At 69.8% G+C, this 22,509-nt stretch carries 24 protein-coding genes and 1 pseudogene; 16 read left to right on the top strand and 9 right to left on the bottom strand.

What is annotated here, in order from left to right; all coding sequences use genetic code 11:
* Positions 1-95: 95 nt before the first annotated feature.
* Positions 96-410, top strand: a complete 315-nt coding sequence (locus F0357_RS09595; protein ID WP_153480303.1) for a BolA family protein — start codon at positions 96-98, stop codon at positions 408-410.
* Positions 411-415: 5 nt separating this feature from the next.
* Here the strand turns inward: F0357_RS09595 and F0357_RS09600 are convergent, their stop codons facing one another.
* The 5 genes and pseudogenes from F0357_RS09600 to F0357_RS09620 form a co-directional block, all read right to left on the bottom strand.
* Entirely contained in the window at positions 416-1,738 is a 1,323-nt protein-coding gene (locus tag F0357_RS09600) for a bifunctional folylpolyglutamate synthase/dihydrofolate synthase (RefSeq protein ID WP_153480307.1), read from the bottom strand.
* A 130-nt stretch (positions 1,739-1,868) separates the two neighbouring features.
* A pseudogene (accD, locus tag F0357_RS09605) lies at positions 1,869-2,788 on the bottom strand (acetyl-CoA carboxylase, carboxyltransferase subunit beta).
* Positions 2,789-2,814: 26 nt separating this feature from the next.
* Positions 2,815-3,651: a tryptophan synthase subunit alpha gene (trpA, locus tag F0357_RS09610; protein ID WP_312861528.1), complete on the bottom strand. Its 837-nt coding sequence runs from the start codon at positions 3,649-3,651 to the stop codon at positions 2,815-2,817.
* Positions 3,648-4,871 (bottom strand): tryptophan synthase subunit beta, encoded by a 1,224-nt coding sequence (trpB, locus tag F0357_RS09615; protein ID WP_312861697.1) that lies wholly within the window; start codon positions 4,869-4,871, stop codon positions 3,648-3,650. Before trpB ends, trpA begins: the two co-directional genes overlap by 4 nt.
* Before the next feature lie 108 nt (positions 4,872-4,979).
* The gene (locus F0357_RS09620) at positions 4,980-5,666 is read right to left on the bottom strand and encodes a phosphoribosylanthranilate isomerase (RefSeq protein WP_153480319.1); all 687 of its coding nucleotides are present in this window, start codon (positions 5,664-5,666) and stop codon (positions 4,980-4,982) included.
* A 201-nt stretch (positions 5,667-5,867) separates the two neighbouring features.
* Between F0357_RS09620 and F0357_RS09625 the strand changes: the two genes are divergently transcribed.
* A complete protein-coding gene (locus F0357_RS09625; RefSeq protein ID WP_153480322.1) occupies positions 5,868-6,167 on the top strand; it encodes a DUF2218 domain-containing protein in 300 nt (99 codons plus the stop codon).
* Positions 6,168-6,222: 55 nt separating this feature from the next.
* On the opposite strand, the gene F0357_RS09630 is transcribed toward F0357_RS09625, so the two are convergent.
* Together F0357_RS09630 and F0357_RS09635 are read right to left on the bottom strand one after the other, a co-directional pair.
* Positions 6,223-7,884, bottom strand: coding sequence for a lysine--tRNA ligase (locus F0357_RS09630; RefSeq protein ID WP_153480324.1), 1,662 nt, complete (start codon positions 7,882-7,884; stop codon positions 6,223-6,225).
* 126 nt (positions 7,885-8,010) lie between these two features.
* Entirely contained in the window at positions 8,011-9,507 is a 1,497-nt protein-coding gene (locus F0357_RS09635; protein WP_208948277.1) for a sensor histidine kinase, read from the bottom strand.
* Between the two features lie 348 nt (positions 9,508-9,855).
* Between F0357_RS09635 and rpmH the strand changes: the two genes are divergently transcribed.
* From rpmH to pyrF, 14 genes are all read left to right on the top strand, one after another.
* Positions 9,856-9,993, top strand: a complete 138-nt coding sequence (gene rpmH, locus F0357_RS09640; protein WP_153480330.1) for a 50S ribosomal protein L34 — start codon at positions 9,856-9,858, stop codon at positions 9,991-9,993.
* A 50-nt stretch (positions 9,994-10,043) separates the two neighbouring features.
* Positions 10,044-10,484 carry a ribonuclease P protein component gene (gene rnpA / locus F0357_RS09645; RefSeq protein ID WP_312861529.1) on the top strand — a complete coding sequence of 147 codons (441 nt, stop codon included), beginning with the start codon at positions 10,044-10,046 and terminating at the stop codon, positions 10,482-10,484.
* Positions 10,481-12,283, top strand: coding sequence for a membrane protein insertase YidC (gene yidC / locus F0357_RS09650; RefSeq protein WP_153480335.1), 1,803 nt, complete (start codon positions 10,481-10,483; stop codon positions 12,281-12,283). Before rnpA ends, yidC begins: the two co-directional genes overlap by 4 nt.
* A 13-nt stretch (positions 12,284-12,296) precedes the next feature.
* Positions 12,297-12,980 (top strand): ribosome biogenesis GTP-binding protein YihA/YsxC, encoded by a 684-nt coding sequence (gene yihA / locus F0357_RS09655; protein ID WP_153480338.1) that lies wholly within the window; start codon positions 12,297-12,299, stop codon positions 12,978-12,980.
* A gap of 180 nt (positions 12,981-13,160) precedes the next feature.
* A complete protein-coding gene (argB, locus tag F0357_RS09660) occupies positions 13,161-14,066 on the top strand; it encodes an acetylglutamate kinase (protein ID WP_153480346.1) in 906 nt (301 codons plus the stop codon).
* On the top strand, positions 14,063-14,791 hold the full coding sequence (locus F0357_RS09665) for a pyrimidine 5'-nucleotidase (RefSeq protein ID WP_208948278.1): 729 nt from the start codon (positions 14,063-14,065) through the stop codon (positions 14,789-14,791). The genes argB and F0357_RS09665 overlap by 4 nt, the downstream gene beginning before the upstream one ends.
* Positions 14,792-14,901: 110 nt before the next feature.
* Positions 14,902-15,489, top strand: a complete 588-nt coding sequence (gene hisB, locus F0357_RS09670) for an imidazoleglycerol-phosphate dehydratase HisB (RefSeq protein WP_153480352.1) — start codon at positions 14,902-14,904, stop codon at positions 15,487-15,489.
* A gap of 75 nt (positions 15,490-15,564) precedes the next feature.
* The gene (locus F0357_RS09675; RefSeq protein WP_153480356.1) at positions 15,565-16,023 is read left to right on the top strand and encodes a DUF2628 domain-containing protein; all 459 of its coding nucleotides are present in this window, start codon (positions 15,565-15,567) and stop codon (positions 16,021-16,023) included.
* A gap of 31 nt (positions 16,024-16,054) precedes the next feature.
* Entirely contained in the window at positions 16,055-16,705 is a 651-nt protein-coding gene (gene hisH, locus F0357_RS09680; protein WP_153480359.1) for an imidazole glycerol phosphate synthase subunit HisH, read from the top strand.
* On the top strand, positions 16,702-17,460 hold the full coding sequence (hisA, locus tag F0357_RS09685) for a 1-(5-phosphoribosyl)-5-[(5-phosphoribosylamino)methylideneamino]imidazole-4-carboxamide isomerase (RefSeq protein ID WP_153486580.1): 759 nt from the start codon (positions 16,702-16,704) through the stop codon (positions 17,458-17,460). Before hisH ends, hisA begins: the two co-directional genes overlap by 4 nt.
* A complete protein-coding gene (gene hisF / locus F0357_RS09690) occupies positions 17,460-18,236 on the top strand; it encodes an imidazole glycerol phosphate synthase subunit HisF (protein ID WP_153480368.1) in 777 nt (258 codons plus the stop codon). Before hisA ends, hisF begins: the two co-directional genes overlap by 1 nt.
* 64 nt (positions 18,237-18,300) lie before the next feature.
* Positions 18,301-18,624 (top strand): phosphoribosyl-ATP diphosphatase, encoded by a 324-nt coding sequence (locus tag F0357_RS09695; protein WP_153480372.1) that lies wholly within the window; start codon positions 18,301-18,303, stop codon positions 18,622-18,624.
* Positions 18,625-18,745: 121 nt separating this feature from the next.
* A complete protein-coding gene (gene coaA / locus F0357_RS09700) occupies positions 18,746-19,699 on the top strand; it encodes a type I pantothenate kinase (protein ID WP_153480375.1) in 954 nt (317 codons plus the stop codon).
* Positions 19,700-19,709: 10 nt separating this feature from the next.
* Positions 19,710-20,426 (top strand): orotidine-5'-phosphate decarboxylase, encoded by a 717-nt coding sequence (gene pyrF / locus F0357_RS09705; RefSeq protein WP_153480385.1) that lies wholly within the window; start codon positions 19,710-19,712, stop codon positions 20,424-20,426.
* A 180-nt stretch (positions 20,427-20,606) separates the two neighbouring features.
* On the opposite strand, the gene infC is transcribed toward pyrF, so the two are convergent.
* Positions 20,607-21,143, bottom strand: a complete 537-nt coding sequence (gene infC / locus F0357_RS09710) for a translation initiation factor IF-3 (RefSeq protein WP_312861698.1) — start codon at positions 21,141-21,143, stop codon at positions 20,607-20,609.
* 167 nt (positions 21,144-21,310) lie between these two features.
* Positions 21,311-22,489, bottom strand: a complete 1,179-nt coding sequence (locus tag F0357_RS09715) for a glycosyltransferase family 4 protein (protein ID WP_153480388.1) — start codon at positions 22,487-22,489, stop codon at positions 21,311-21,313.
* Positions 22,490-22,509 lie beyond the last annotated feature (20 nt).

Below are 22,509 nucleotides of genomic sequence, written 5' to 3' on the forward strand. Positions count from 1 at the left end.
CCGGAAATGTGAAGAGTCTCAATCGATTACCTTCCTGCCGTCCGGCCGTGCCGGGCCGCCGAAGGCGATCTCGCGACGATCGATCGGAGAGGTTAATGACCGCCTCGCAGGCGTCGACATCGGGCACCGTCAAAGCCCTTATCGAACGAAAGCTGTCGGAAGCTTTCGCCCCGACCGCGCTCACGGTCGTGGACGAGTCCCATCGCCATGCCGGGCACGCCGGCAGCCGGCCGGGCGGAGAGACCCATTTCCGGGTCTCGATCGTCGCCGCGGCGTTCGCCGGCCGCAGCCGTCTCGACCGCCATCGCATGGTCAACGCGACGCTCGCCGAGGAACTCGCGGGCGGGGTCCACGCCCTCGCCATCGAGGCGAAGGCCCCGGATGAACCCGTGCGGCCGACGCTCGGCTGACGCGCTCAGGCCGGCGGGGTGCCGTTCTGGGAGAGCACGTCGCCGGCGAGATAGAGCGAGCCGCAGATCAGGATGCGCGGCGGCGGCTCGAAGCGCCAATTCTCGGCGAGGAGCCTGAGCGCCGTGCGCACGCCGCCGACGGGCTCCGCGGAGAGGCCGGCGCGGCGTGCGAGTTCGGCGAGTTCCGCCGGGTCGCGGCCGGAGTCCGAACCGAAGATCGGTACCGTGAAGACATGGCGGGCGAGGCCGGCGAAGGGGCGGAAGAAGCCGGCCGGATCCTTCGTCGTCAGCATGCCGGTGATGAGGAAGAGCGGCCGCGAGACGCGGTCCTCGAGGTCGGCCATCACGTTCGAGATGGCGCTGCCGGCGCCCGGATTGTGACCGCCGTCGAGCCAGATTTCCGAGCCGGCCGGGGCTTCAGCGATCAGCTTGCCGGTGGTCAGACGCTGCATCCGCGCCGGCCAATCGACCGCGCCGATGCCGGCTTCGGCCGCCGGCGAACCGGGCCACAGGCCGGCGAAGCGCAGGGCGGCGATCGCGGTGCCGGCGTTCTCGTATTGATGGCGGCCGATGAGGCGGGGCGGCGGCAGGTCGAGGAGGCCGTCCTCGTCCTGATAGACGAGCCGGCGCCGCTCTTCGGAGACCGTCCAGTCCTGGCCGCCGAGATGGAGCGGCGCACCCACCCGGGCCACGGCGCGTTCGATCACCTGGACGGCGACGTCGTCCTGCGGTGAGGCGATCACCGGCACGCCGTGCTTGATGATGCCCGCCTTCTCCCCGGCGATCTCCTTCAGGCTCGCGCCGAGGAATTTCTCGTGATCGAGCGAGATCGAGGTGATGACGCTCGCGAGCGGCTTCTCGACGACGTTGGTTGCGTCGAGCCGGCCCCCGAGGCCGACCTCGAGCAGGAGCACGTCGGCGGGATGCTCGGCGAACAGGAGGAAGGCAGCCGCCGTGGTGATCTCGAACAGGGTGATCGGGTGGCCGTCGTTGGCGGCCTCGGCGCGGTTGAGCGCATCGACCAACGTCGCGTCGTCGACGAAGCGGCCGGGTCCGTCGGTGCGGCCGAGCCGAATGCGTTCGTGGAAGCGCACCAGGTGGGGGGATGTGTAGACGTGCACCGAGCGGCCGGCGGCTTCCAAGATCGCGCGCATGGTCGCGGTCACCGAGCCCTTGCCGTTGGTACCGGCGACGTGGATCACCGGCGGCAGGCGGCGCTCGGGATGGCCGAGCGCGGCGTCGAGCCGGTCGATGCGGTCGAGCGAAAGATCGATCTCCTTCGGGTGGAGCTTGATCAGCCGCTCGAGGATGGCGGAGGCGTGATCCATGGCCGGATGGCGGACCTGACGGTGGCTCGGTCGGGCGCGGACCGCCCTCGGAGACGGGTGACGACCGGCTTCGACGAAAGGGCCGATCGGCCGCGCCGGTCGGTCGGCGGCGCGGGCCGGGGGAAGCCGCCTATTCGGCGGCTTTCGGCAGGGCGGCGGGGGCCGGCTCGGCCGCGGGCTCGACGACGACGGTGCCCACCGCCGGCAGGCCCATCAGGATGCGCAGGAGCCGCGACAGCGTCGCCCGCATCTCGTGGCGGTGCACGACCATGTCCACCATGCCGTGCTCGAGCAGATATTCGGCGCGCTGGAAGCCCTCGGGGAGCTTCTCGCGGATGGTCTGCTCGATCACGCGGGGCCGGCGAAGCCGATCAGGGCGCCGGGCTCGGCGAGATGCACGTCGCCGAGCATCGCATAGGACGCGGTGACGCCGCCGGTGGTCGGGTTGGTCAGCACCACGACGTAGGGCAGCCCCTCTTCCTTGAGCGCCGAGATCGCGACCGTTGTGCGCGGCATCTGCATCAGCGAGAGGATGCCCTCCTGCATGCGCGCGCCGCCGGAGGCGGCGAACAGCACGAAGGGGGTCTTGGCGGAGCGCGCCGCATTGAGGCCGGAGATGATCGCCTCGCCGGCCGCCATGCCGAGCGATCCGCCCATGAAGGCGAAGTCCTGAACGGCGACGGTGAGGTCGAGCCCGTCGAGGGTGCCGCGGGCCACGAGGACCGCGTCGTCGAGCCCGGTCTTGGTGCGGGCGTCCTTGAGGCGGTCGATATAGCGGCGCTCGTCGCGGAACTTCAGCGGATCGGTCGCAACCGTCGGCAGGCCGGGCAGCACGTAGGAGCCGTTGTCGAACAGGAGCTCCAAGCGGCGCTTGCCGGGGATCTTCATGTGGTGGCCGGAGCCCGGCACCACCCACTGGTTCGCCTCGAGATCGCGATGGAACACCATCTCGCCGGTCTCAGGGCACTTGATCCAGAGGTTCTCGGGCATCTCCCGCTTGGTGAGCAGGGAGCGGATCTTCGGTCGGACGACGCTGTTGATCCAGTTCATGAGCGGTTCCTTGGCTTGCTGCCGCGTCAGGCGGCGCGGGCGCGGCGGACGCCGGCGGCGAGCCGGGAGACGAGGTCGGTCACGGCGCCGAGCGTCGCGGCGGTCGGGCGCAGGTCGGCATCGAGGCTATCGGTGAGCGCCTGGACGATGGCCGAGCCGACGACCACGGCGTCCGCGGTGCCGCCGATCGCGGCGGCCTGCTCGGGCGACTTGACGCCGAAGCCGACGGCCACCGGGAGATCGGTATGCGCCTTGATCCGGGCGACCGCGCGGCCGACCGAAGCGACGTCCGGCGCGGCGGTGCCGGTGATGCCGGCGATCGACACGTAGTAGACGAAGCCGGCGGTGTTGGCGAGGACCGAGGGGAGCCGGCGCTCGTCGGTGGTGGGCGTCGCGAGGCGGATGAAGGAGATGCCGTGCGCCTTCGCCGGAACGCAGAGTTCGTCGTCGGCCTCCGGCGGCAGATCGACGACGATGAGCCCGTCCACGCCCGCGGCGGCGGCGGCTTCGAGGAAGCGCTCGCAACCGAACGAGAAGATCGGGTTGTAATAGCCCATCAGGATGAGCGGCGTCGCGCTGTCCTTGGCGCGGAAGCCGCGGACGAGCTCGAGGGTCTTCGCGAGCGTCATGCCGTGGTTCAGCGCGCGCAGCGAAGAGGCCTGGATCGCCGGGCCGTCGGCCATCGGATCGGTGAACGGCATGCCGAGTTCGATGACGTCGGCCCCGGCGGCCGGCAGGGCCGCGAGAATCTCGGCCGACGTCGCGAGGTCCGGATCACCCGCCGTGATGAAGGTCACGAGGCCGGGGCGACCCTCGGCGGCGAGCGCGGCGAAACGGGCGTCGATGCGGGAAGGGTTCGTCACAGGTCAAATCCCAGGATGCGGCCCATGGTGAAGACGTCCTTGTCGCCGCGGCCGGAGAGGTTGACGACGATGATCTGGTCGGGGCTCATCGCCGGGGCCATCTTGGTGACCTGGGCGATGGCGTGGGCGGTCTCGAGCGCCGGCAGGATGCCCTCGAGCCGGCTCAGGAGCTGGAACGCCTCGACCGTCTCGCCGTCGGTGATCGGCACGTAGCGCACCCGGCCCGAGGCGTGCAGGTAGGAATGCTCCGGGCCGACGCCGGGATAATCGAGGCCGGCCGAGATCGAGTGGCCTTCGAGGATCTGGCCGTCGGAATCCTGCAGGAGATAGGTGCGGTTGCCGTGCAGCACGCCCGGCCGGCCCTTGGTCAGCGAGGCGCAGTGCTCGTCCCCTTCGAGGCCGTGGCCGCCCGCCTCCACGCCGACGATCTCCACGTCGGGGTCGTCGAGGAAGGGATGGAACAGGCCGATGGCGTTGGAGCCGCCGCCGACGCAGGCGACGAGGGCATCGGGAAGCCGGCCCTCGGCCTCGAGGATCTGGGTGCGCACCTCCTCGCCGATGACCGACTGGAAGTCGCGGACCATCGCCGGATAGGGGTGCGGACCGGCGACGGTGCCGATCAGGTAATAGGTCGAGTCGACGTTGGCGACCCAGTCGCGCAGCGCCTCGTTCATGGCGTCCTTCAAGGTGCCGGCGCCGGAGGTCACCGGCCGCACCTCGGCACCGAGCAGACGCATGCGGAACACGTTCGGCTTTTGCCGCTCGATGTCGGTCGCGCCCATGTAGATGATGCAGGGCAGGCCGAAGCGGGCGCACACCGTCGCGGTCGCGACGCCGTGCTGGCCGGCGCCGGTCTCGGCGATGATGCGCGTCTTGCCCATCCTGAGCGCGAGCAGGATCTGGCCCAGGCAATTGTTGATCTTGTGGGAGCCGGTGTGGTTCAGCTCCTCGCGCTTCAGATAGATCTTGGCGCCGCCGAGATGCTCGGTGAGGCGCGGCGCGAAGGTGAGCGGGCTCGGCCGGCCGACATAGGTCGCCCGCAGCGCGGCATGCTCCGCCTGGAACACCGGGTCGTTGCGGGACGATTCGTAGGCCGCTTCGAGGTCGAGGATCAGCGGCATCAGCGTCTCGGCCACGAAACGCCCGCCGAACTGGCCGAAGAAGCCGCGCTCGTCCGGCCCGACACGCCAGGAGTTGAGCCCCGCCGCTGCGGCCGCCACCCTGCCCGCCTGGACCTTCACCGGTTCCGTCACGTCCTCGTCTCCTCGCACGCCGCCGCCCGTCATGGGCTCGCGGTCAGGATGCGCCGCCGATCGGCGGCCGCTCAATCAGAATGCGCCGGCTTCCGCCGCGCGGGCCGCCGCCACGAAGGCGGCGATCATGTCCTCGTCCTTCTCGCCTGGTGCCCGCTCGACGCCGCTCGAGACATCGATGCCGAACGGCCGTGTCCGCGCGACCGCGTCGCCCACATTGGCGATGCCAAGCCCTCCGGAAAGCATGAAGGACGGGACCGGGTCAAGGCGGCGCGGCAGCTCGCGGGCGAGCATGTCCCAGTCGAAGCTGACCCCGTTGCCGCCGGGACGGTCGGCCGCTGGCGGCGGCTTCGCATCGAACAGGAGCCGGTCGGCGACCCCGGCGAAGGCACGGGCTCGATCGAGATCGTCGGCCGTCGCGATGCCGACCGCCTTCATGACGGGCCGGCCGAACCGGGCGCGGACTTCGGCCACCCGCTCCGGCGTCTCGCGGCCGTGAAGCTGGAACCAGTCCGGCGCGACGGTCTCGGCGATCGCGGCGAGGAGGGCGTCGTCGGCGTCGACCACCAGCGCGACCGTCTCGGCCCGGCTGCAGGCCCGGGCGGCGAGGGGGGCCGCGGCGTCGGGCGTCACGTTGCGGGGGCTCTTCGGAAAGAACACCAAGCCGACCATGTCGGCGCCGGCGGCGAGCGCCGCCTCGAGCGTCGCCGCGGTCGAGAGACCGCAGATCTTGATCGTGAGCGCCGTGGGTCTGTCCGCCATGGGAAGTTCGCCAGCCGTCCGTCGTCCGTTCGCCGCCGCTCCGTCCGCTCGGTGTCGGCGGCTCACGCGAGCGTGCCCCCGATCGTCCTCGCCTTGCGTCGACGCCTTCTATAAAATCGAGGCGGATCGGACGAGAATATCGGAATTCGTCTTGTTCCGATTTCAGGTTTCGATGCGTAACGCCTTGTGGAGTCTTTCCAAATGCCCGTTTCGGAAGCGCGTATCCAGAGCGAATACGCACAGCGATATGTCGGTCAGCTCTGCAAGCATTTCCAGCACAAGCTCCCGGTCGAGTATCGGGCCGGCACGCCGACGGCGACCGGACACATCACGTTCGAGTTCGGGTCTTGCGACCTCGTCGGCGAGGACGAGATCCTGACGATGCGGGCGGTGGCCGAGACCGAGGACGACCTCCGCCGCCTGGAGGACGTCCTCGCCCGTCATTTGGAGCGCTTCGCTTTCCGCGACAACCCCCCGATCGTCTGGGCCGACGCCGCGTGACAAAAAGGCCCGGGGCCGTAGCCGCCGGGCCCGTTCGTCCACGCCGTCGGCCGGCTCAGCCGACCGCCTCGGGCGAGGCGGTGCGGGCGAGCGCCGCGGCGATCAGCGCCCGGGTCTCCGGGATGCCGTAGATCGCCACGAAGGAGCCGAAGCGCGGCCCGCGCTCCTGACCGAGCAGGAGCTGGTAAAGCGTCGAGAACCACGTGAGCGCGACGCCGGGCCGCCCGTCCGGCGAGGTCTTCGACGCATCGGGGAAGAAGGTCCGCCCGACCTCGTAGACCTCGTCCTGGATGGCGTCGGCGGTCGCCTCGGGGGCGAGCGCCGCCAGCGCCGCGTCGAGCGCCGCGAGCGCGTTGCGCTCGGCCTCGTCGGGCGCGCGGAACTTCTTGTTCGGCTTCACGAAGTCCGCGAAGTAGCGGATCGCGTAGCCGACCAGGCGGTCGAGCTCCGGCTCGGTCGCCGGCGTGGCGCCCTTGGCATAGCGGCTGATGAAGCCCCACAGCACGGCGCGGTCCTCGGCGTTCGAGGCGCTGACGAGGTTCAGCAGCATCGAGAACGAGATCGGCAGCCCGTCCTTCGGCGGCGCACCCGAATGGATGTGCCAGACCGGGTTTTCCAGCCGCTGCGCCTCGCTCTCCGCGGGGTACTTGCCGAGGAAGGTGTAATAATCGTCCACCGTCCGCGGGATCACCTCGAAATAGAGCTTCTTGGCCGCCCGCGGCTTGTTGAACATGAACAGCGACAGGCTCTCCGGCGAGGCATAGTTCAACCAATCCTCGATGGTGAGGCCGTTGCCCTTCGACTTCGAGATCTTCTGTCCGTTTTCGTCGAGGAAGAGCTCGTAGTTGAAGCCGTCCGGCGGGTTGCCGCCGAGCACGCGGGCGATCTCGGCCGACAGCTTGACCGAGGGGATGAGGTCCTTGCCGGCCATCTCGTAATCGACGCCGAGGGCGTACCAGCGCATGCCCCAATCGGGCTTCCATTGCAGCTTGCAATGGCCGCCGGTCACCGGCACTTCGACGAAGTCCCCGGTTTCCGGATCGCGATAGACGACCGAGCCGGCGTCGAGCTTGCGCTCGACGATCGGCACCTGGAGCACTTCGCCGGTGCGCGGGCTGATCGGCATGAAGGGCGAGTAGGATTGCTGCCGCTCCTCGCCGAGGGTCGGCAGCATGATCGCCATGACCTCGTCGTAGACCTCCAGCATGCGCAGGAGCGCCCGGTCGAACCGGCCGCTCTTGTAATAATCGGTCGCGCTGGCGAACTCGTATTCGAAGCCGAAGGTGTCGAGGAAGTGGCGCAGCCGGGCGTTGTTGTGCTGACCGAAGCTCGGATATTGGCCGAACGGGTCGGGCACCACGGTAAGCGGCTTGCCGAGGTTCTCGCGCAGCATCTCCTTGTTCGGCACATTGTCCGGCACCTTGCGCAGGCCGTCCATGTCGTCCGAGAAGCAGAGCAGGCGGGTCGGGATCGCGTCCTTGGTGAGCGCGCGGAAGGCCTGCCGCACCATCGTGGTGCGGGCGACCTCGCCGAACGTGCCGATGTGAGGCAGCCCCGAGGGGCCGTAGCCCGTCTCGAACAGGACGGTGCCCTCGCCACCGCGTTTCTCGACCCGAGCCACCAGTTTGCGGGCCTCTTCGAACGGCCAGGCGCGCGCGTCGGCGCTCAGGGCGGCGAGAGCCTCGTCAAAGGCGGGCGGGGAAAAACGCTCTGTCATGAATGGTTCCTCTTCGGCCGCGGCTCCGTTGCGGTGGCGCGCGGACGCTTCTTCCTAAGGGTTGCGGCACCGCGCGTCGAGCCTTTCGGCCCGCCATCGCCACGGGATCCGGCCCGTCGAGCCCGTTCACTCAGCGTCGGGCGCTCCGCCGCACGGCGGCGAGATCGACCGGCCGGTCGGGCAGCACGATCTCGAACACGGCGCCGGGTGGCCCCCGACCAGGGCGATCCGTCCGCCATGGGCCCGCACGATCTCGTCGGCGATGGCGAGGCCGAGACCCGCGCCGCCCGCCCTGACCGAGCCGTGGAAGGCGCGGAACAGGTTTTCGCGGGCTCGGTCGGGCACGCCCGGCCCGGTGTCGCCGACGCGGATGCGCACCACGCCGCCCTGCCGCTCGGCGGAAATGGTGAGGCGGCGGACCACGCAGGTCTCCCGCCCCGATTCGAGCGCCTGCCGCGCATTTCGCACGAGATTGAGCAGCACGCGGAACAATTGCTCGGGATCGGCATCGATCTCGAGGCCGCGGGGCACGGCGCGCACGAGTTCGATCGTGGCGTGGTCGGTGAGGCCGGCGACGTCCATCACCTCGTCGAGAAGGCGGGCGAGCGAGACGACGCGGCGCTCCGGCGGCGCCTCCCGCGCGGCTCCATATTCAAGCACCGTCTGGGTGTAGAACACGGCGCGGTCGAGCGTCGCCATGATCTTCGGCGCGATGCGCTGGACGGCGGGGTCGGCGACGGTGCGCAGGCGGTCCGACAGGAGCTGCGCCGAAGCGAGCAGGTTGCGCAGGTCGTGGTTGATCTTCGACACCGCGAGCCCGAGTTCGGCGAGCCGGCGCTGCTCGGTCAGCATCCGGGCGAGTTCGTTCTGCAACGCGGCGAGGCGGGCCTCCGCGTCGCCGATCTCGTCGCGGCGCCGCGGCCTCTGGATACGGGCGTCGGGGCGCTCGGGATGGGCGGCGAAGGATTCCATCGAGCGCGCCATGCGCCGGAGCGGCTGCACCACGATCTGCCTGAGGCAGCCATAGACGAGCGCGACCGTGATGAGAGAGACGACGGCGGCGAAGCTCGCGAAGCGCGCCGCATAATCCCGCAGAGCCTCGCGCAGCCGATCGCCGTCGATGACGGTCTCAATGGCCGTGCCGTCGGACAGGCGTCCGGCGATCTCGACCCGCTCGGGCGTTGCGAACAGTGCGCTGAGGGTCTCGATCGGATTCCCGGACAGCACGCCGCCGTCGCCGACCCGCGCGGGGGCGAGATCGGCGGGGCGCGCGCCGGTGCTCCAGCCCGGCCCACCGGGCGGTGTGATTCGGGCCCAGGTGGCGCCGGTGGCCGACAGCAGCGCCGCGTCCCGCCCCGGTGCGTCCGCGGCGAGCAGGCCGGCGGCGAGCCCGACATTGTCGAGCCTATTCTGGAGCCAACGCTGCTCGAAGCAGGTGACGGCGGGAACGAAGGTCAGCGTCTCGGCGGCCAGCATGAAGCCGAGCGTCAGGAGAAGGAGCTTGCCCGAAAGCCCGATCCGCGCGCGGCGCCGGGGCGGCGCGTTGGGCAGACCGGGCGCTGCCGGACGGGCCTTGCCGCCCTCCGAACCGCCGCCCCGAAGGTCGCCGCCGTCCCCGTTCATCGTCTTCCGCCCCCTGACCGCCGGTCGGAAGGACCGGCGGGGGATTTCTGTTCTGGGTCTTTTGGGCCGCATTGCGGTTTCGAGACGGCCGAGATCGGAGTTCAGGGCAAATTTTGCGCTCCGCCATGCGCTGCGTCAAACCGGCGGCCTTATTTGACCGCGCAGGGTGCGCCCGCGCGTTGACTCGCCGCACCGCTCGCCCTTATAAGCCCCCACGGCCGGGTCACGGTTCCCGAGGCTCCGCTGGAGCGCGCTTGCGCGCCGTCGGGGACCGTTCGAAATCCGTGGCGATTCTTCAATCAGACGTTCTGGCGAACGAGACATCCCCCGCGGGAGCGGAGCACTTTCATGACCAAGCGTACCTATCAGCCGAGCAAGCTCGTGCGCAAACGCCGCCACGGCTTCCGTGCGCGCATGGCCACCAAGAACGGTCGCCTTGTGATCAACCGGCGCCGGGCGCGCGGTCGCAAGCGCCTTTCGGCCTGATTTTGGCCACCGGGATGGGACTGGATCAGGTCCCGTCGCCGGGACGCCCCGTGACGCGCCTGAAGAAGCGCGCCGAGTTCGTAGCGGCAGCCAAAGGCTCCCGCACGGAACGGCGCGCCTTCGTCGTTCAGGCGCGCCCCCGCGGGGCGGGCACGACCACGGACGACGTCGAACCGGCGCGGTTCGGCTTCACCGTGACGAAGCGCACCGTCGCGAAGGCGGTGGAGCGCAACCGCATCCGCCGCCGGCTGCGCGCGGCGGCCTCCGCCTGCGCCCCGAAGGCGCGGCTGGGCTGTGATTATGTCCTGATCGGGCGCCCCGAGGCGCTCACGATCGCCTTCGCGGATCTCGTCGGCGATCTCGCCGGCGCCCTCGAGCGTCTCGATCGGGCGCTCGATCCGAGCCGCGGGGGCAAAGCCGGCCGTTCGACGGCCAAGCGTTCCGAACGACCGGGCGGCCCCGCGGGCCCGCCGCCAGAGACCCGTCGATGACCGAAAACAAGAACGTCTTCATTGCCATCGCCCTGTCGATCGCGATTCTCTTCGGCTGGCAATATTTCTACGCCGGACCGAAGAACGAGGCGGCGCGCAAGGTTGCCGAAGCGCAGCAGCAACAGCAGCAGGCCGCGAAGTCGACCAGCGCGACGCCACCCGCGCCCGGCAATCCGGCCGGCACGCCGACCGATACGGGCGGCGGGGTTCGGCCGCGGCCCACGGTCCTCGCCGAGACGCCGCGCGTGGTGATCGACACGCCGAAGCTCGCCGGTTCGATCAATCTGAAGGGTGGCCGCGTCGACGACGTCCAGCTCAAGGACTATCACGACACCGTCGACCCCAAGAGCCCGATCATCACCCTGTTCTCGCCCTCGGGCGCGCCGGACGCCTATTATGCGGAGTTCGGCTTCGTCGGCGACGCCGGCGCCAAGCTGAAGCTGCCGGACAACGACACCCTCTGGACGGTCGACGGCGGCGCGGACGCGAAGCTGACCCCGACCACCCCGGTCAAGCTGTCGTGGGACAACGGCGAAGGCGTCGTCTTCCACCGCACCTATTCGATCGACCCGAACTACATGTTCACGGTCGACCAGTCGGTCGAGAACAAGGGCGCGGCGCCGGTCGTCGTCTATCCCTACAGCCTCATCGCCCGCCACGGCACGCCGCACACCGCGGGCTACTACATCCTCCACGAAGGTCTGCTCGGCGTTCTCGGCGACGGCGGCCTGCAGGAGATCAAGTACGCCAAGCTGAAGGAAGAGGGCACCGTCAAGGACAGCGCCGTCGACCGCGGCTGGCTCGGCATCACCGACAAATATTGGGCGGCGACGCTGATCGCGCAGGGCGGCAAGCCCTATACGCCGAGCTTCACCTATCATGCCAACAACGGCAACGAGAGCTATCAGGCGAACGTGCTCGGCGATGCGGTCACCGTTGCGCCGGGCGCCACCACCGACAGCCAGATCCGCCTCTTCGCCGGCGCCAAGGTCGTCTCGATCATCGACGGCTACCAGAACGCCCTCAAGCTCGACCACTTCGATCTGTTGATCGATTGGGGCTGGTTCTATTTCATCACGAAGCCGATGTTCTTCGTGATCGACTTCTTCTACAAGCTCGTCGGCAATTTCGGCGTGGCGATCCTGCTCGTGACGGTGTGCGTGAAGGCGATCTTCTTCCCGCTCGCCAACAAGTCCTATGTCTCGATGAGCCGGATGAAGAAGATTCAGCCGGCGCTGACCGAGCTGCGCGAGCGCTACAAGGACGACCGCGTCAAGCAGCAGCAAGGCATGATGGAGCTCTACAAGAAGGAGAAGATCAATCCGCTCGCAGGCTGCCTGCCGATCGTGATCCAGATCCCCGTCTTCTTCTCGCTCTACAAGGTGCTGTTCGTCACGATCGAAATGCGGCACGCGCCGTTCTTCGGCTGGATCCACGACCTTTCGGCGCCGGATCCGACCACGCTGTTCAACCTGTTCGGGCTGATCCCGTGGACGCCGCCGCATTTCCTGATGATCGGCGTGTGGCCGATCATCATGGGCATCACCATGTTCTGCCAGATGAAGCTCAACCCGACGCCGCCCGACCCGGCGCAGGCCATGATCTTCAACTGGATGCCGGTGGTGTTCACCTTCATGCTGGCGAATTTCCCGGCGGGTCTGGTGATCTACTGGGCGTGGAACAACACCCTGTCCGTCACCCAGCAGGCCATCATCATGCGCCGTCAGGGCGTGAAGGTGGAGCTGTTCGACAACATCAAGGGCATGTTCCGCAAGAAGGCGAGCAAACCCTCAAGCTGACGGAGCGGTTGCGATGCCCGCCGACGATCGATCCCTGCCGGATGCCGGCGCCGCGGCCGACGAGGCCCCGGGGGCGGAGGCGCTCGAGGCCGGGCGGCTCCTGTTCACCAAGCCCTGGGTGTTCCGCCTCGGCGCGCCGTCGCTCGGCCTCTTGCCGGCGATGGAAGGACCCGAGATCGCCTTCGCCGGCCGTTCGAACGTCGGCAAGTCGAGCCTGATCAACGCGCTGGTCGGCCAGAAGGCGCTCGCCCGCACCTCCAACACGCCGGGCCGCACCCAGGAGCTGAACTATTTCAACGCCGGCGAGGGCCCCGTCCTGGTCGACATGCCGGGCTACGGCTATGCCCAGGCGCCGAAGGACAAGGTCGACGCCTGGACCCGGCTGGTGTTCGGCTATCTGCGCGGCCGGCAGAACCTGAAGCGGGTCTATCTCTTGATCGATTCGCGCCACGGCCCGAAGGCGAACGACCTCGAGGTGATGGGGCTCCTCGACAAGGCGGCGGTGTCCTATCAGGTCGTGATGACGAAGGCCGACAAGATCGGCCCGAAGGCGCTCGAGGCTGCCATCGCCGCGACGCGCGAGGCGATCGCCAAGCGCCCGGCAGCGTTCCCGCGCATCGTCGTGACCTCGTCCGAAAAGGGCAGCGGCGTCGATCTGCTGCGCGGCGAGATCGCGCTCGCGCTGTCCGGTCGCTGAGCTGTCATCTCTCCGACAAGATCGCCGCGATTAGATCGCGGCGCCCGGCGGGCCGCGAGGCCTTTCGAGATCGCCGGCACATGCTTTATAGAGCCGGCGGGCGGCCGGTCTCCGGCCACGCCGTCGGAGCGTTACGCCGCACGCCTTCGCGCCCACCTTGTAGGACAAGCCGGGACTTTCATGGCCGAGCAACACGTCGAGACCGACGAGGATTTCCGCTCCCGCGCCCGCATCATCGCCGAGGCGCTGCCCTTCATGCTGCGCTACGACGATGAGACCATCGTCGTGAAGTACGGCGGCCACGCGATGGGGTCTCCGGCGCTCGCCAAGGCTTTCGCCGAGGACGTGACGCTCCTGAAGCTCGCCGGCTTGAACCCGGTCGTCGTCCACGGCGGCGGCCCGCAGATCGCGGCGATGCTCGACCGGCTCGGCATCAAGAGCGAGTTCCAGGGCGGCCTGCGCGTCACCGACAAGGCGACCGTCGAGATCGTCGAGATGGTTCTCGCCGGCTCGATCAACAAGGAGATCGTGGCGGCGATCAACGCCGCCGGCGGCCGCGCGGTCGGGCTCTCCGGCAAGGACGGCCGCATGGTCACCGCGACGCGGGTGAGCCGCACGATCGTCGATCCCGATTCGAACATCGAGAAGGTGGTCGATCTCGGCTTCGTCGGCGAGCCGACCACCGTGCGCCGCGAGGTCCTCGACATCATGGCGAAGAGCGAGATCATCCCGGTCATCGCTCCTGTGGCGCCGGGCGCGGACGGCGAGACCTACAACATCAACGCCGACACCTTCGCCGGGGCGATCGCGGGTGCGCTCAACGCCCGCCGCCTCCTGTTCCTCACCGACGTGCCGGGCGTGCTCGACAAGAACAAGCAGCTCATCAAGGAGCTCTCGGTCGCCGAGGCGCGCCGGCTCATCGAGGACGGCACCGTGTCGGGCGGCATGATCCCCAAGGTCGAGACCTGCATCGAGGCGATCGAGCGCGGCGTCGAAGGCGTCGTCATCCTCGACGGCAAGGTGCCCCACGCGGTGCTGCTCGAGCTCTTCACCGAGCGCGGCGCCGGCACGCTCATCACGCCGTGATCGCCGCCGTGTCCGGCGCGCCCGATCTTTCCGCCTTCGTCGGGGTCGAAGCCTGGATCTTCGACCTCGACAACACGCTCTATCCGGCGGAGAGCCGGCTGTTCGCGCAGATCGACGACCGCATCGGCGCCTATGTCGGGCGCCTTCTCGCCGTCTCCGCCGAAGAGGCGCGGGTGGTGCAGAAGGATTATTATCGCCGCTACGGCACGACGCTGCGCGGCCTGATGATCGAGCACGGCATCTCGCCGGACGAGTTCCTCTCCTACGTCCACGACATCGACCATTCGCCGCTGTCGCCGGCGCCCCAGCTCGCCGCCGCGCTCGCCCGCCTGCCGGGCAAGCGCTTCATCATGACGAACGGCTCGCGCGGCCACGCCCATGCGGTCGCCGCCAAGCTCGGCATCGGCGACCATTTCGAGGATGTCTTCGACATCGTCGATGCCGATCACGTGCCGAAGCCGGAGGCCGCCGCCTACGAGACCTTCTGGCGCCGCCACGGCATCGTGCCGCCGAAGGCGGCGATGTTCGAGGACCTCGCCCGCAATCTCGCGGTGCCGCACGCCCACGGCATGCGCACCGTCCTGGTGGTGCCGACCGGCACCCGCGAGGTGTTCCGCGAGGCCTGGGAGCTCGAAGATCACGACGCGCCCCATGTCGGCCACGTCACCGACGATCTCGCCGGCTTCCTCGACCGCGTCGCCGACAGCCTCGGCGCTCCGCGCTGAAGCCCCGCGCCCGAGGCCGACTTTTTCTTTTGCCGGCGCGGCCGCTCTGTTAGAAGCCGCGCGGGGCCTCGCGCGGCGGGCCTGAACTTTCTGCCGGAGTTTCCTGAGCGATGCGCAGCGCCACGATCGAGCGCAAGACCAACGAGACCGAGATCAAGGTTTCCGTCGATCTCGACGGGAGCGGCAAGGCCGCGATCGCGACCGGCGTCGGCTTCTTCGACCATATGCTCGATCAGATTGCGCGCCACGCCATGATCGACCTCACCGTGGCGGCGAAGGGCGACCTCCACGTCGACGATCACCACACCGTCGAGGACGTCGGCATCGCGCTCGGCCAGGCGATCCGCCAGGCGCTCGGCGACCGCCGCGGCATCACCCGCTACGCCGACGTGCACCTGCCGATGGACGAGGCGCTGACCCGCGTCGCGGTCGACGTGTCCGGCCGACCCTTCCTGGTGTTCCGCGCCGCGTTCCCCTCGCCCAAGATCGGCACCTTCGACACCGAGCTCGTCGAGGAATTCTTCCGCGCCCTCGCCTTCAATGCGGGGCTGACACTGCATGTCGAGACGCTCTACGGTGGCAACAGCCACCATATAGCGGAGAGCTGCTTCAAGGGCGTGGCCCGGGCGCTGAAGGCGGCGTTCGCCCGCGACCCCCGTCTCGGCGACGCGGTGCCCTCGACTAAGGGCAGCCTCTGAGCGAGCGGGGGCCCGAAGCGGCGAGGGCGGAGCCGGCACGTCCGGGTCCGCGGGCTGCGACAGGGGAGAAGGACCATGGCCGTCTTCAGCGTGCTCGAACCGATCCCGACCGGTGATCTGCGCCATGACGCGGAGCGCGTCGTGCTCGTGCGCGAGGGCTTCTCCTGGCTCGCCTTCCTCGTGCCCCTCGTCTGGCTTCTGGTCCATCGGCTCTGGCTCGCGCTCGTCCTCTTCCTCGCGGCCTCCTTCGCGGTGCAGGCGGCGGGCTCAGCGATCGGCGGTCCGGCGGCGGCGCTGGGCGAACTCGGCCTCTGCCTGATCTTCGGCTTCGAGGCGAACGCCATCCGCCGCTGGACCCTGACGCGCCGGGGCCTGCGCTTCACCGCCGTGGTCGCCGGCGCCAACCGCGACGAATGCGAGCGCCGCTTCTTCGCGACCTGGCTCGTCGGCCATGCCCTGGAGCGCGACCGGTCCGCTTTGGCCGCGGCGCGCCCGGCCAGGCCCCCGTCGCCGCACCGGCCTCCGATCCGGTGATCGGTCTGTTCCCGTCTTCGGAGCGTCCGCAATGAACGTCGCCGTCCTCGATTATGGATCGGGCAATCTGCGCTCGGCCGCGAAGGCCCTCGAGCGGGCGGCCCGCGAGGCGGGCGGCGGCGCGGCGATCCTCGTCACCGCCGATCCGGATGTCGTGCGCACCGCCGACCGGATCGTGCTGCCCGGCGTCGGCGCGTTCGCCGATTGCCGCCGCGGGCTCGCCGCGGTGCCGGGTCTCGCGGAGGCGCTGGTCGAGGCGGTTGAGGAGAAGGGCCGACCCTTCCTCGGCATCTGCGTCGGCATGCAATTGATGGCCGAGCGCGGCCTCGAATACGAGACCACCGACGGCTTCGGCTGGATCCCCGGCGACGTGGTGCGCATCGAGCCCGGCGCCGAGCACCTCAAGGTGCCGCACATGGGCTGGAACACGCTGACGGCGAGCCGCGCCCATCCGGTGCTCGACGGCATCCCGACCGGGCCCGACGGGCTCCACGCCTATTTCGTCCATTCCTACCATCTCAAGGCGCGCGCGCCCGAGACCGTGCTCGCGACCGCCGATTATGGCGGCCCCGTCACGGCGATCGTCGCCCGCGACACCCTGATCGGCACCCAGTTCCACCCCGAGAAGAGCCAGACCCTCGGTCTCGCCTTCCTCAAGAACTTCCTTGCGTGGCGTCCATGATCCTGTTTCCCGCCATCGATCTGAAGGAGGGGCGCTGCGTCCGCCTCGTCCGCGGCGAGATGGACCAGGCGACCGTCTTCAACGACGATCCCGCCGCCCAGGCCGAAAGCTTCGCCCGCGCCGGGTTCTCCTGGCTGCACGTGGTCGATCTCGACGGTGCGTTCGCCGGCGCGAGCCGCAACGCCGCCGCCGTCGAGGCGATCCTCGCCCGCATCGACCTGCCGGTGCAGCTCGGCGGCGGCATCCGCGACCGGGCGGCGATCGAGGGCTGGCTCGAAAAGGGCGTCCGCCGCGTCATCCTCGGCACCGTCGCGGTGCGCGATCCCGATCTGGTGCGCGCGGCGGCGAAGGCTCATCCGGGCCGTGTCGTCGTCGGCATCGATGCCCGCGGCGGCCGCGTCGCCGTCGAGGGGTGGGCCGAGACCTCCGAGATGGCCGCCGTCGATCTCGCCCGCGCCTTCGAGGACGCAGGGGTCGCCGCGATCGTCTACACCGACATCAACCGGGACGGCCTCCTCAAGGGCCTCAATCTCCCGGCGACCCTGGAGCTCGCCCGCGCCGTCTCGATCCCGGTGATCGCCTCGGGCGGTCTCGCCGGTCTCGGCGACGTCGAGCGCCTGCTCGCGCCGGAGGCGGCGATCCTCGAAGGCGCCATCGCCGGCCGCGCCCTCTATGACGGCCGCCTCGACCCGGCCGCCGCGCTGGCGCTCATCGCGGCGCGAACCACGGCCGCGGACACGGGAGTGGCGGTCTGATGCTCAAGGTCCGCGTCATTCCCTGCCTGGACGTCAAGGCCGGGCGCGTCGTCAAGGGCGTGCAGTTCGTCGATCTCATCGATGCCGGCGACCCCGTCGAGGCCGCCAAGGCCTATGACGCGGCCGGCGCCGACGAGCTCACCTTCCTCGACATCGCCGCGAGCCACGAGGGGCGCGGCATCCTGCTCGACGTCGTCTCGCGGACGGCGGAGCAATGCTTCATGCCGCTCACCGTCGGCGGCGGGGTGCGTGCGGTGGAGGACATCCGCGCGCTGCTCCTCGCCGGCGCCGACAAGGTCTCGATCAACACCGCGGCGGTGAAGGACCCGGCCTTCGTGGCGCGTGCCGCGGAGAAGTTCGGCGATCAGTGCATCGTGGTCGCGATCGACGCCAAGCGCGTCTCGGCGCCCGGCGAGACGGACCGCTGGGAGATCTTCACCCACGGCGGCCGCACGCCGACCGGCATCGATGCGGTCGAATTCGCCTGCCGGATGGCGGAGAGCGGGGCGGGCGAGATCCTGCTCACCTCGATGGACCGCGACGGCACCAAGGCCGGCTACGACGTGGCGCTCACCCGTGCGGTCGCCGACGCCGTCTCCGTGCCGGTGGTCGCCTCGGGCGGCGTCGGCGATCTCGATCACCTGGTCGAGGGCGTCCGCGACGGCCACGCGTCGGCCGTGCTCGCCGCCTCGATCTTCCATTTCGGCACCCACACCGTCCACGAGGCGAAGGAGCGGCTCGCCGCCGCCGGCCTTCCGGTGCGGCTCGACCGATGAGCCGGCGGATCGCTTCGCCGCAGAACGTCCCCTGTCTGGAGGCCGGCCTCGTCCGGATGCGTCGATGACAGCCTTCACCCTCGATGATCTCGCCCGCATCGTGGCGGAGCGCGCCGCCGCCGATCCGGCGCAGTCCTACACGGCGAAGCTCGTCGCCAAAGGCCTGCCGCGCATCGCCAAGAAGCTCGGCGAGGAGGGCGTCGAGGCGGCCATCGCCGGCGCGCTCGGCCAAAGGGACGACTTGCGCGCGGAAGCGGCCGATGTTCTCTATCACTTGGTCGTGCTGCTCCATGCCTCGGGCGTGCCGATCGCCGAGGTGATGGCCGAACTCGAGCGCCGGACCGCCCAAAGCGGGCTCGCCGAGAAGGCGGCGCGGCCTCCCGAGTGAGGCTGCGGCGCCGCATGTCGGCGGCCTCGGCCGGTTCAATCTTCGTTTCGATCGTTCGTCAGCGGGCCGGCTCGTCGCACACGGGCAAGGGCGGCGGGTGCGGAAGGCCGTGAGTCTCGAGATGGATTTTCTCACCCCCAGGGGTCTGTCGCCCTACCGTCTGTTCACGGTCGAGGAATGGTCGCACCTGCGTGCCGACACGCCGATGACGCTCACCGCGGCGGACGTCGAGCGGCTCCAGGGCCTGCACGACCCGATCTCGCTCGAGCAGGTCGAGACGGTCTATCTGCCGCTCTCCCGTCTGCTCGCCTTCTACGTCGAGGGTGCCCAGCGTCTTCACACCGCGACCAACCGCTTCCTCGGCCGTGACGACGGCAAGATCCCGTTCGTCATCGGCATCGCCGGCTCGGTCGCGGTGGGCAAATCGACCACCGCCCGCGTGCTCCAGGCGCTGCTCGCCCGCTGGCCGCGCAGCCCCCGCGTCGCCCTCGTCACCACCGACGGCTTCCTGCTGCCGAACGGGGTGCTCGAGGCCGAGGGGCTGATGGAGCGCAAGGGCTTCCCGCAGAGCTACGACCGCCAGGCGCTGCTCGCCTTCCTGACCGACGTGAAGGGCGGCAAGAAGGTCGTCACCGCGCCGGTCTATTCGCACTTGGTCTACGACGTCGTGCCCGGCGAATATGTGACGATCGAGGCGCCCGACATTCTCATCGTCGAGGGGCTCAACGTGCTCCAGACTAACCGCCCCCCGCGCGACGGCAAGGCGATCCCCTTCGTCTCCGACTTCTTCGACTTCTCGATCTATATCGATGCCGACGAAGAGGTGATCCACGATTGGTACGTGGCGCGCTTCATGAAGCTCAAGGAGACGCGGTTCCGCGATCCGCGTTCCTATTTCCATCCCTTCGCGCACATCTCGGAGGCCGAGGCGCTGGCGCTTGCCGAGCGGCTGTGGGACCGGATCAACCGGGTCAACCTGCGCGACAACATCCTGCCGACCCGCCCGCGCGCCGACCTCATCTTGCGCAAAGGCGCCGACCACGCGATCGAGACGGTCGCCCTGCGCAAATTGTGAGGCCCCGACGATGACCGCCCGCTTCCGACCGCAGACGCCCCGCGACCGGCTCGTGCTCGCCGTCGACACGGCCGACGTCGCCGCCGCGCGGGCGGTGGTCGACGAGACGGCCGGCACGATCGGCGTCTACAAGATCGGGCTCGAGCTCATCTATGCCGGCGGGCTCGATCTCGTCCGCGACCTGGTGGCGGGCGGCGAGCGGGTCTTCCTCGACGCGAAACTCCTCGACATCGACAACACGGTCGCCGGCGCGATCCGCTCGATCGTGACGCTCGGCGTCGACATGGTGACGCTGCACGCCTATCCGAAGGCGATGGCCGCCGCCGCCGCCGCCCGCGGCGCGGCGCCGCTCGCGCTCCTCGGCGTCACGGTACTCACCTCGATGGACGAAGCCGACTTCGCCGACGCCGGCTATCGCGGCACGGTGGAGGAGCGGGTTCGCGCCCGCGCGGCGCAGGCTGCGGCGGCCGGCCTCGACGGCATCGTCTGCTCGCCCCGGGAGATCGCCGCGGTGCGCGCCGCCGCCGGCCCCGATCTCCTCATCGTCACGCCCGGCGTGCGGCCCGCCGGCAGCGCCGCCGGCGACCAGAAGCGCATCGCGACGCCGGCTGAGGCGATCCGCGCCGGCGCCGACCTCCTCGTCGTCGGCCGTCCGATCGTGGGAGCCCCCGACCGTCGCGAGGCCGCCCGCCGCATCGTCGACGAAATCGCCGGGGCCCTGGGCTGACGCTCCCCATATCGTCCGCTCGGCAGGGCGCACGTCCGCCGAGGGTTCATCATCCTCCGCCTGAAAAAGCAAAAGGCGCACACCCCGCGGTGCACGCCTTGCTTCGGCCCTCGCGGGCCGGTCGTTACGGAGAGGGATCGCCTTCGATCGGCTTTCCGCCGACCGGGCGCCCGACACCGCTCAGCGCGGGGCGAGCACCATGATCATCTGGCGGCCTTCGAGCTTCGGCTCGGCTTCGACCTTGGCGATCTCCAGCGTCTCGTCGCGCACGCGCTCGAGCAGCTTCATGCCGATTTCCTGGTGCGCCATCTCGCGTCCGCGGAAGCGGAGCGTGACCTTCACCTTGTCGCCTTCCTCGAAGAAGCGCTGGATGGCCCGCATCTTCACGTCGTAATCGTGCGTGTCGATGTTCGGACGCATCTTGATCTCTTTGACCTCGACGGTCTTCTGCTTCTTGCGCGCCTCGGCCGCCTTCTTCTGCGACTGGTACTTGAAGCGGCCGTAATCGAGGATCTTGCAGACCGGCGGAATCGAGTTCGGGGCGATCTCGACGAGGTCGAGCCCGGCCGCCTCGGCCATCGCGATCGCCTCGGAGGTCGCGATCGAACCGTGGTTGTTGCCCTCGGCGTCGATCAGCTGGACCTGAGGAATGCGGATCTCATGATTGATGCGCGGCCCTTCTTTGGTGGGCGGCGGTGCGCGGAACGGACGGCGAATGGTCGTGCTCTCCTGAACGTGGACGATGGCCGGGCGGGCGGGGCGGGTCGCCGGGCACAGACCGGCGCCGCAACACACAAAGCCTCCGCACGCATAGCGTGGAGGCTCTTTCCGGCTCGGCGATCATGTTGGGGATTTTCGGGCGAAGTCAACACCGCGCCGACGGTTCAGAAGCCCGCGCCGCGTGATTTGAGCAAGGTGTCGTAGATGTGCAGGGTCGCGTCCGTCATCTGAGCGAGCGAGAAGCGGGATGCGACGTGCGTCCAGGCCCGTGCCGCGAGCGCCGCGCGGGCCTCCGCGCTGAGGGCGAGGGCCGCCGCGATCGCGCCCGCGAGGGCGTCGGCGTCGTTCGGCGGCACCCGCCAGCCGGTGCGGGCGTCCTCCGCCACCTCCGGCGGGGCGAGCACGGTTTCCGAGACGGCGCCGAGATCGGTGGCGACGAGGGGCACCCCGGCGGCCTGCGCCTCCACCGCCGCGCGGCCGAAGGCCTCCGGCTCGGTCGAGGCGACCGCCACCACGTCGGCGAGCCTGAGCGCCGCCGGCACGTCCGAACAATGGCCGACGAGGAGGACGCGGTCGCCCAGCCCCGCCGCCGCGGCCTGGGCCTTGAGCGCCGCGGCATAATCGTCGCGCCCCTGGGCGTCGCCCGCAAGCACGGCGACGAGGTCCTTGTGGCCGGCGCGGTCGAGCCGGGCAAGCGCCTCGATCAGCACCCGCTGGCCCTTCCACCCGGTGAGCCGGGCGACCTGGAGCACGACCCGCGCGCCCGCGGGCAGCGCCCAGGCGGCGCGCAGGGCGGCGATTCGCTCCGGCCCGACCGATTCGGGACGCAGCCCGGTCAGGTCCGAGCCGCGGGCGATCGCCACGATGCGGCCTTTCGCGAACGGATGGCGCTCGGCGACGAGGCGGCCGGTCCATTCCGAATTGGCGATCACCACGTCGCCGCGCGCCATCACCGAATTGTAAAGGTTCTTGAAGCGCGAGCGCTCCTTGTAGGCGCCGTGGTAGGTGGTGACGAAGGGAACGCCGAGCCGCCGCGCCGCGCCGAGCGCCACCCAAGCCGGGGCGCGGCTGCGGGCATGGATGAGATCGACGCCCTCGGCCTTCGCCAGCGCCGCGAGGCGGCCGATATTGGCGATCATCGCGAGCGGGTTCTTGGTCGCGGCCGGAAAGTCGATCGGCTCGCCGCCGGCGGCGACGAGCTCCGGCACCATGCGCCCGCCCTGGCTCGCGACCAGCGCCCGCCCGCCCTTCGCGACGACGGCCGCCGCGACGTCGATCGCCGTGCGCTCGGCGCCGCCGGTTTCGAGCGTCGGCACGATCTGCAGGATGGTCGGTCGGCGCATCGCTTCGCCTCGTCGTTGCG

The organism is Segnochrobactrum spirostomi (assembly GCF_009600605.1).
In the GTDB taxonomy this organism is placed as follows: Bacteria; Pseudomonadota; Alphaproteobacteria; order Rhizobiales; family Segnochrobactraceae; genus Segnochrobactrum; species Segnochrobactrum spirostomi.

Bases quoted from the DNA above. Each gene is read 5' to 3' on its own strand.
- hisH (WP_153480359.1), top strand. From the start codon at position 16,055: ATGAACGTCGCCGTCCTCGATTATGGATCGGGCAATCTGCGCTCGGCC.
- F0357_RS09675 (WP_153480356.1), top strand. From the start codon at position 15,565: ATGGCCGTCTTCAGCGTGCTCGAACCGATCCCGACCGGTGATCTGCGC.
- F0357_RS09620 (WP_153480319.1), bottom strand. From the start codon at position 5,666: ATGGCGGACAGACCCACGGCGCTCACGATCAAGATCTGCGGTCTCTCG.
- hisB (WP_153480352.1), top strand. From the start codon at position 14,902: ATGCGCAGCGCCACGATCGAGCGCAAGACCAACGAGACCGAGATCAAG.
- yihA (WP_153480338.1), top strand. From the start codon at position 12,297: ATGCCCGCCGACGATCGATCCCTGCCGGATGCCGGCGCCGCGGCCGAC.
- F0357_RS09635 (WP_208948277.1), bottom strand. From the start codon at position 9,507: ATGAACGGGGACGGCGGCGACCTTCGGGGCGGCGGTTCGGAGGGCGGC.
- F0357_RS09595 (WP_153480303.1), top strand. From the start codon at position 96: ATGACCGCCTCGCAGGCGTCGACATCGGGCACCGTCAAAGCCCTTATC.
- F0357_RS09630 (WP_153480324.1), bottom strand. From the start codon at position 7,884: ATGACAGAGCGTTTTTCCCCGCCCGCCTTTGACGAGGCTCTCGCCGCC.
- F0357_RS09625 (WP_153480322.1), top strand. From the start codon at position 5,868: ATGCCCGTTTCGGAAGCGCGTATCCAGAGCGAATACGCACAGCGATAT.
- F0357_RS09600 (WP_153480307.1), bottom strand. From the start codon at position 1,738: ATGGATCACGCCTCCGCCATCCTCGAGCGGCTGATCAAGCTCCACCCG.
- coaA (WP_153480375.1), top strand. From the start codon at position 18,746: ATGGATTTTCTCACCCCCAGGGGTCTGTCGCCCTACCGTCTGTTCACG.
- hisF (WP_153480368.1), top strand. From the start codon at position 17,460: ATGCTCAAGGTCCGCGTCATTCCCTGCCTGGACGTCAAGGCCGGGCGC.
- rpmH (WP_153480330.1), top strand. From the start codon at position 9,856: ATGACCAAGCGTACCTATCAGCCGAGCAAGCTCGTGCGCAAACGCCGC.
- F0357_RS09715 (WP_153480388.1), bottom strand. From the start codon at position 22,489: ATGCGCCGACCGACCATCCTGCAGATCGTGCCGACGCTCGAAACCGGC.
- pyrF (WP_153480385.1), top strand. From the start codon at position 19,710: ATGACCGCCCGCTTCCGACCGCAGACGCCCCGCGACCGGCTCGTGCTC.
- argB (WP_153480346.1), top strand. From the start codon at position 13,161: ATGGCCGAGCAACACGTCGAGACCGACGAGGATTTCCGCTCCCGCGCC.
- F0357_RS09695 (WP_153480372.1), top strand. From the start codon at position 18,301: ATGACAGCCTTCACCCTCGATGATCTCGCCCGCATCGTGGCGGAGCGC.
- yidC (WP_153480335.1), top strand. From the start codon at position 10,481: ATGACCGAAAACAAGAACGTCTTCATTGCCATCGCCCTGTCGATCGCG.
- hisA (WP_153486580.1), top strand. From the start codon at position 16,702: ATGATCCTGTTTCCCGCCATCGATCTGAAGGAGGGGCGCTGCGTCCGC.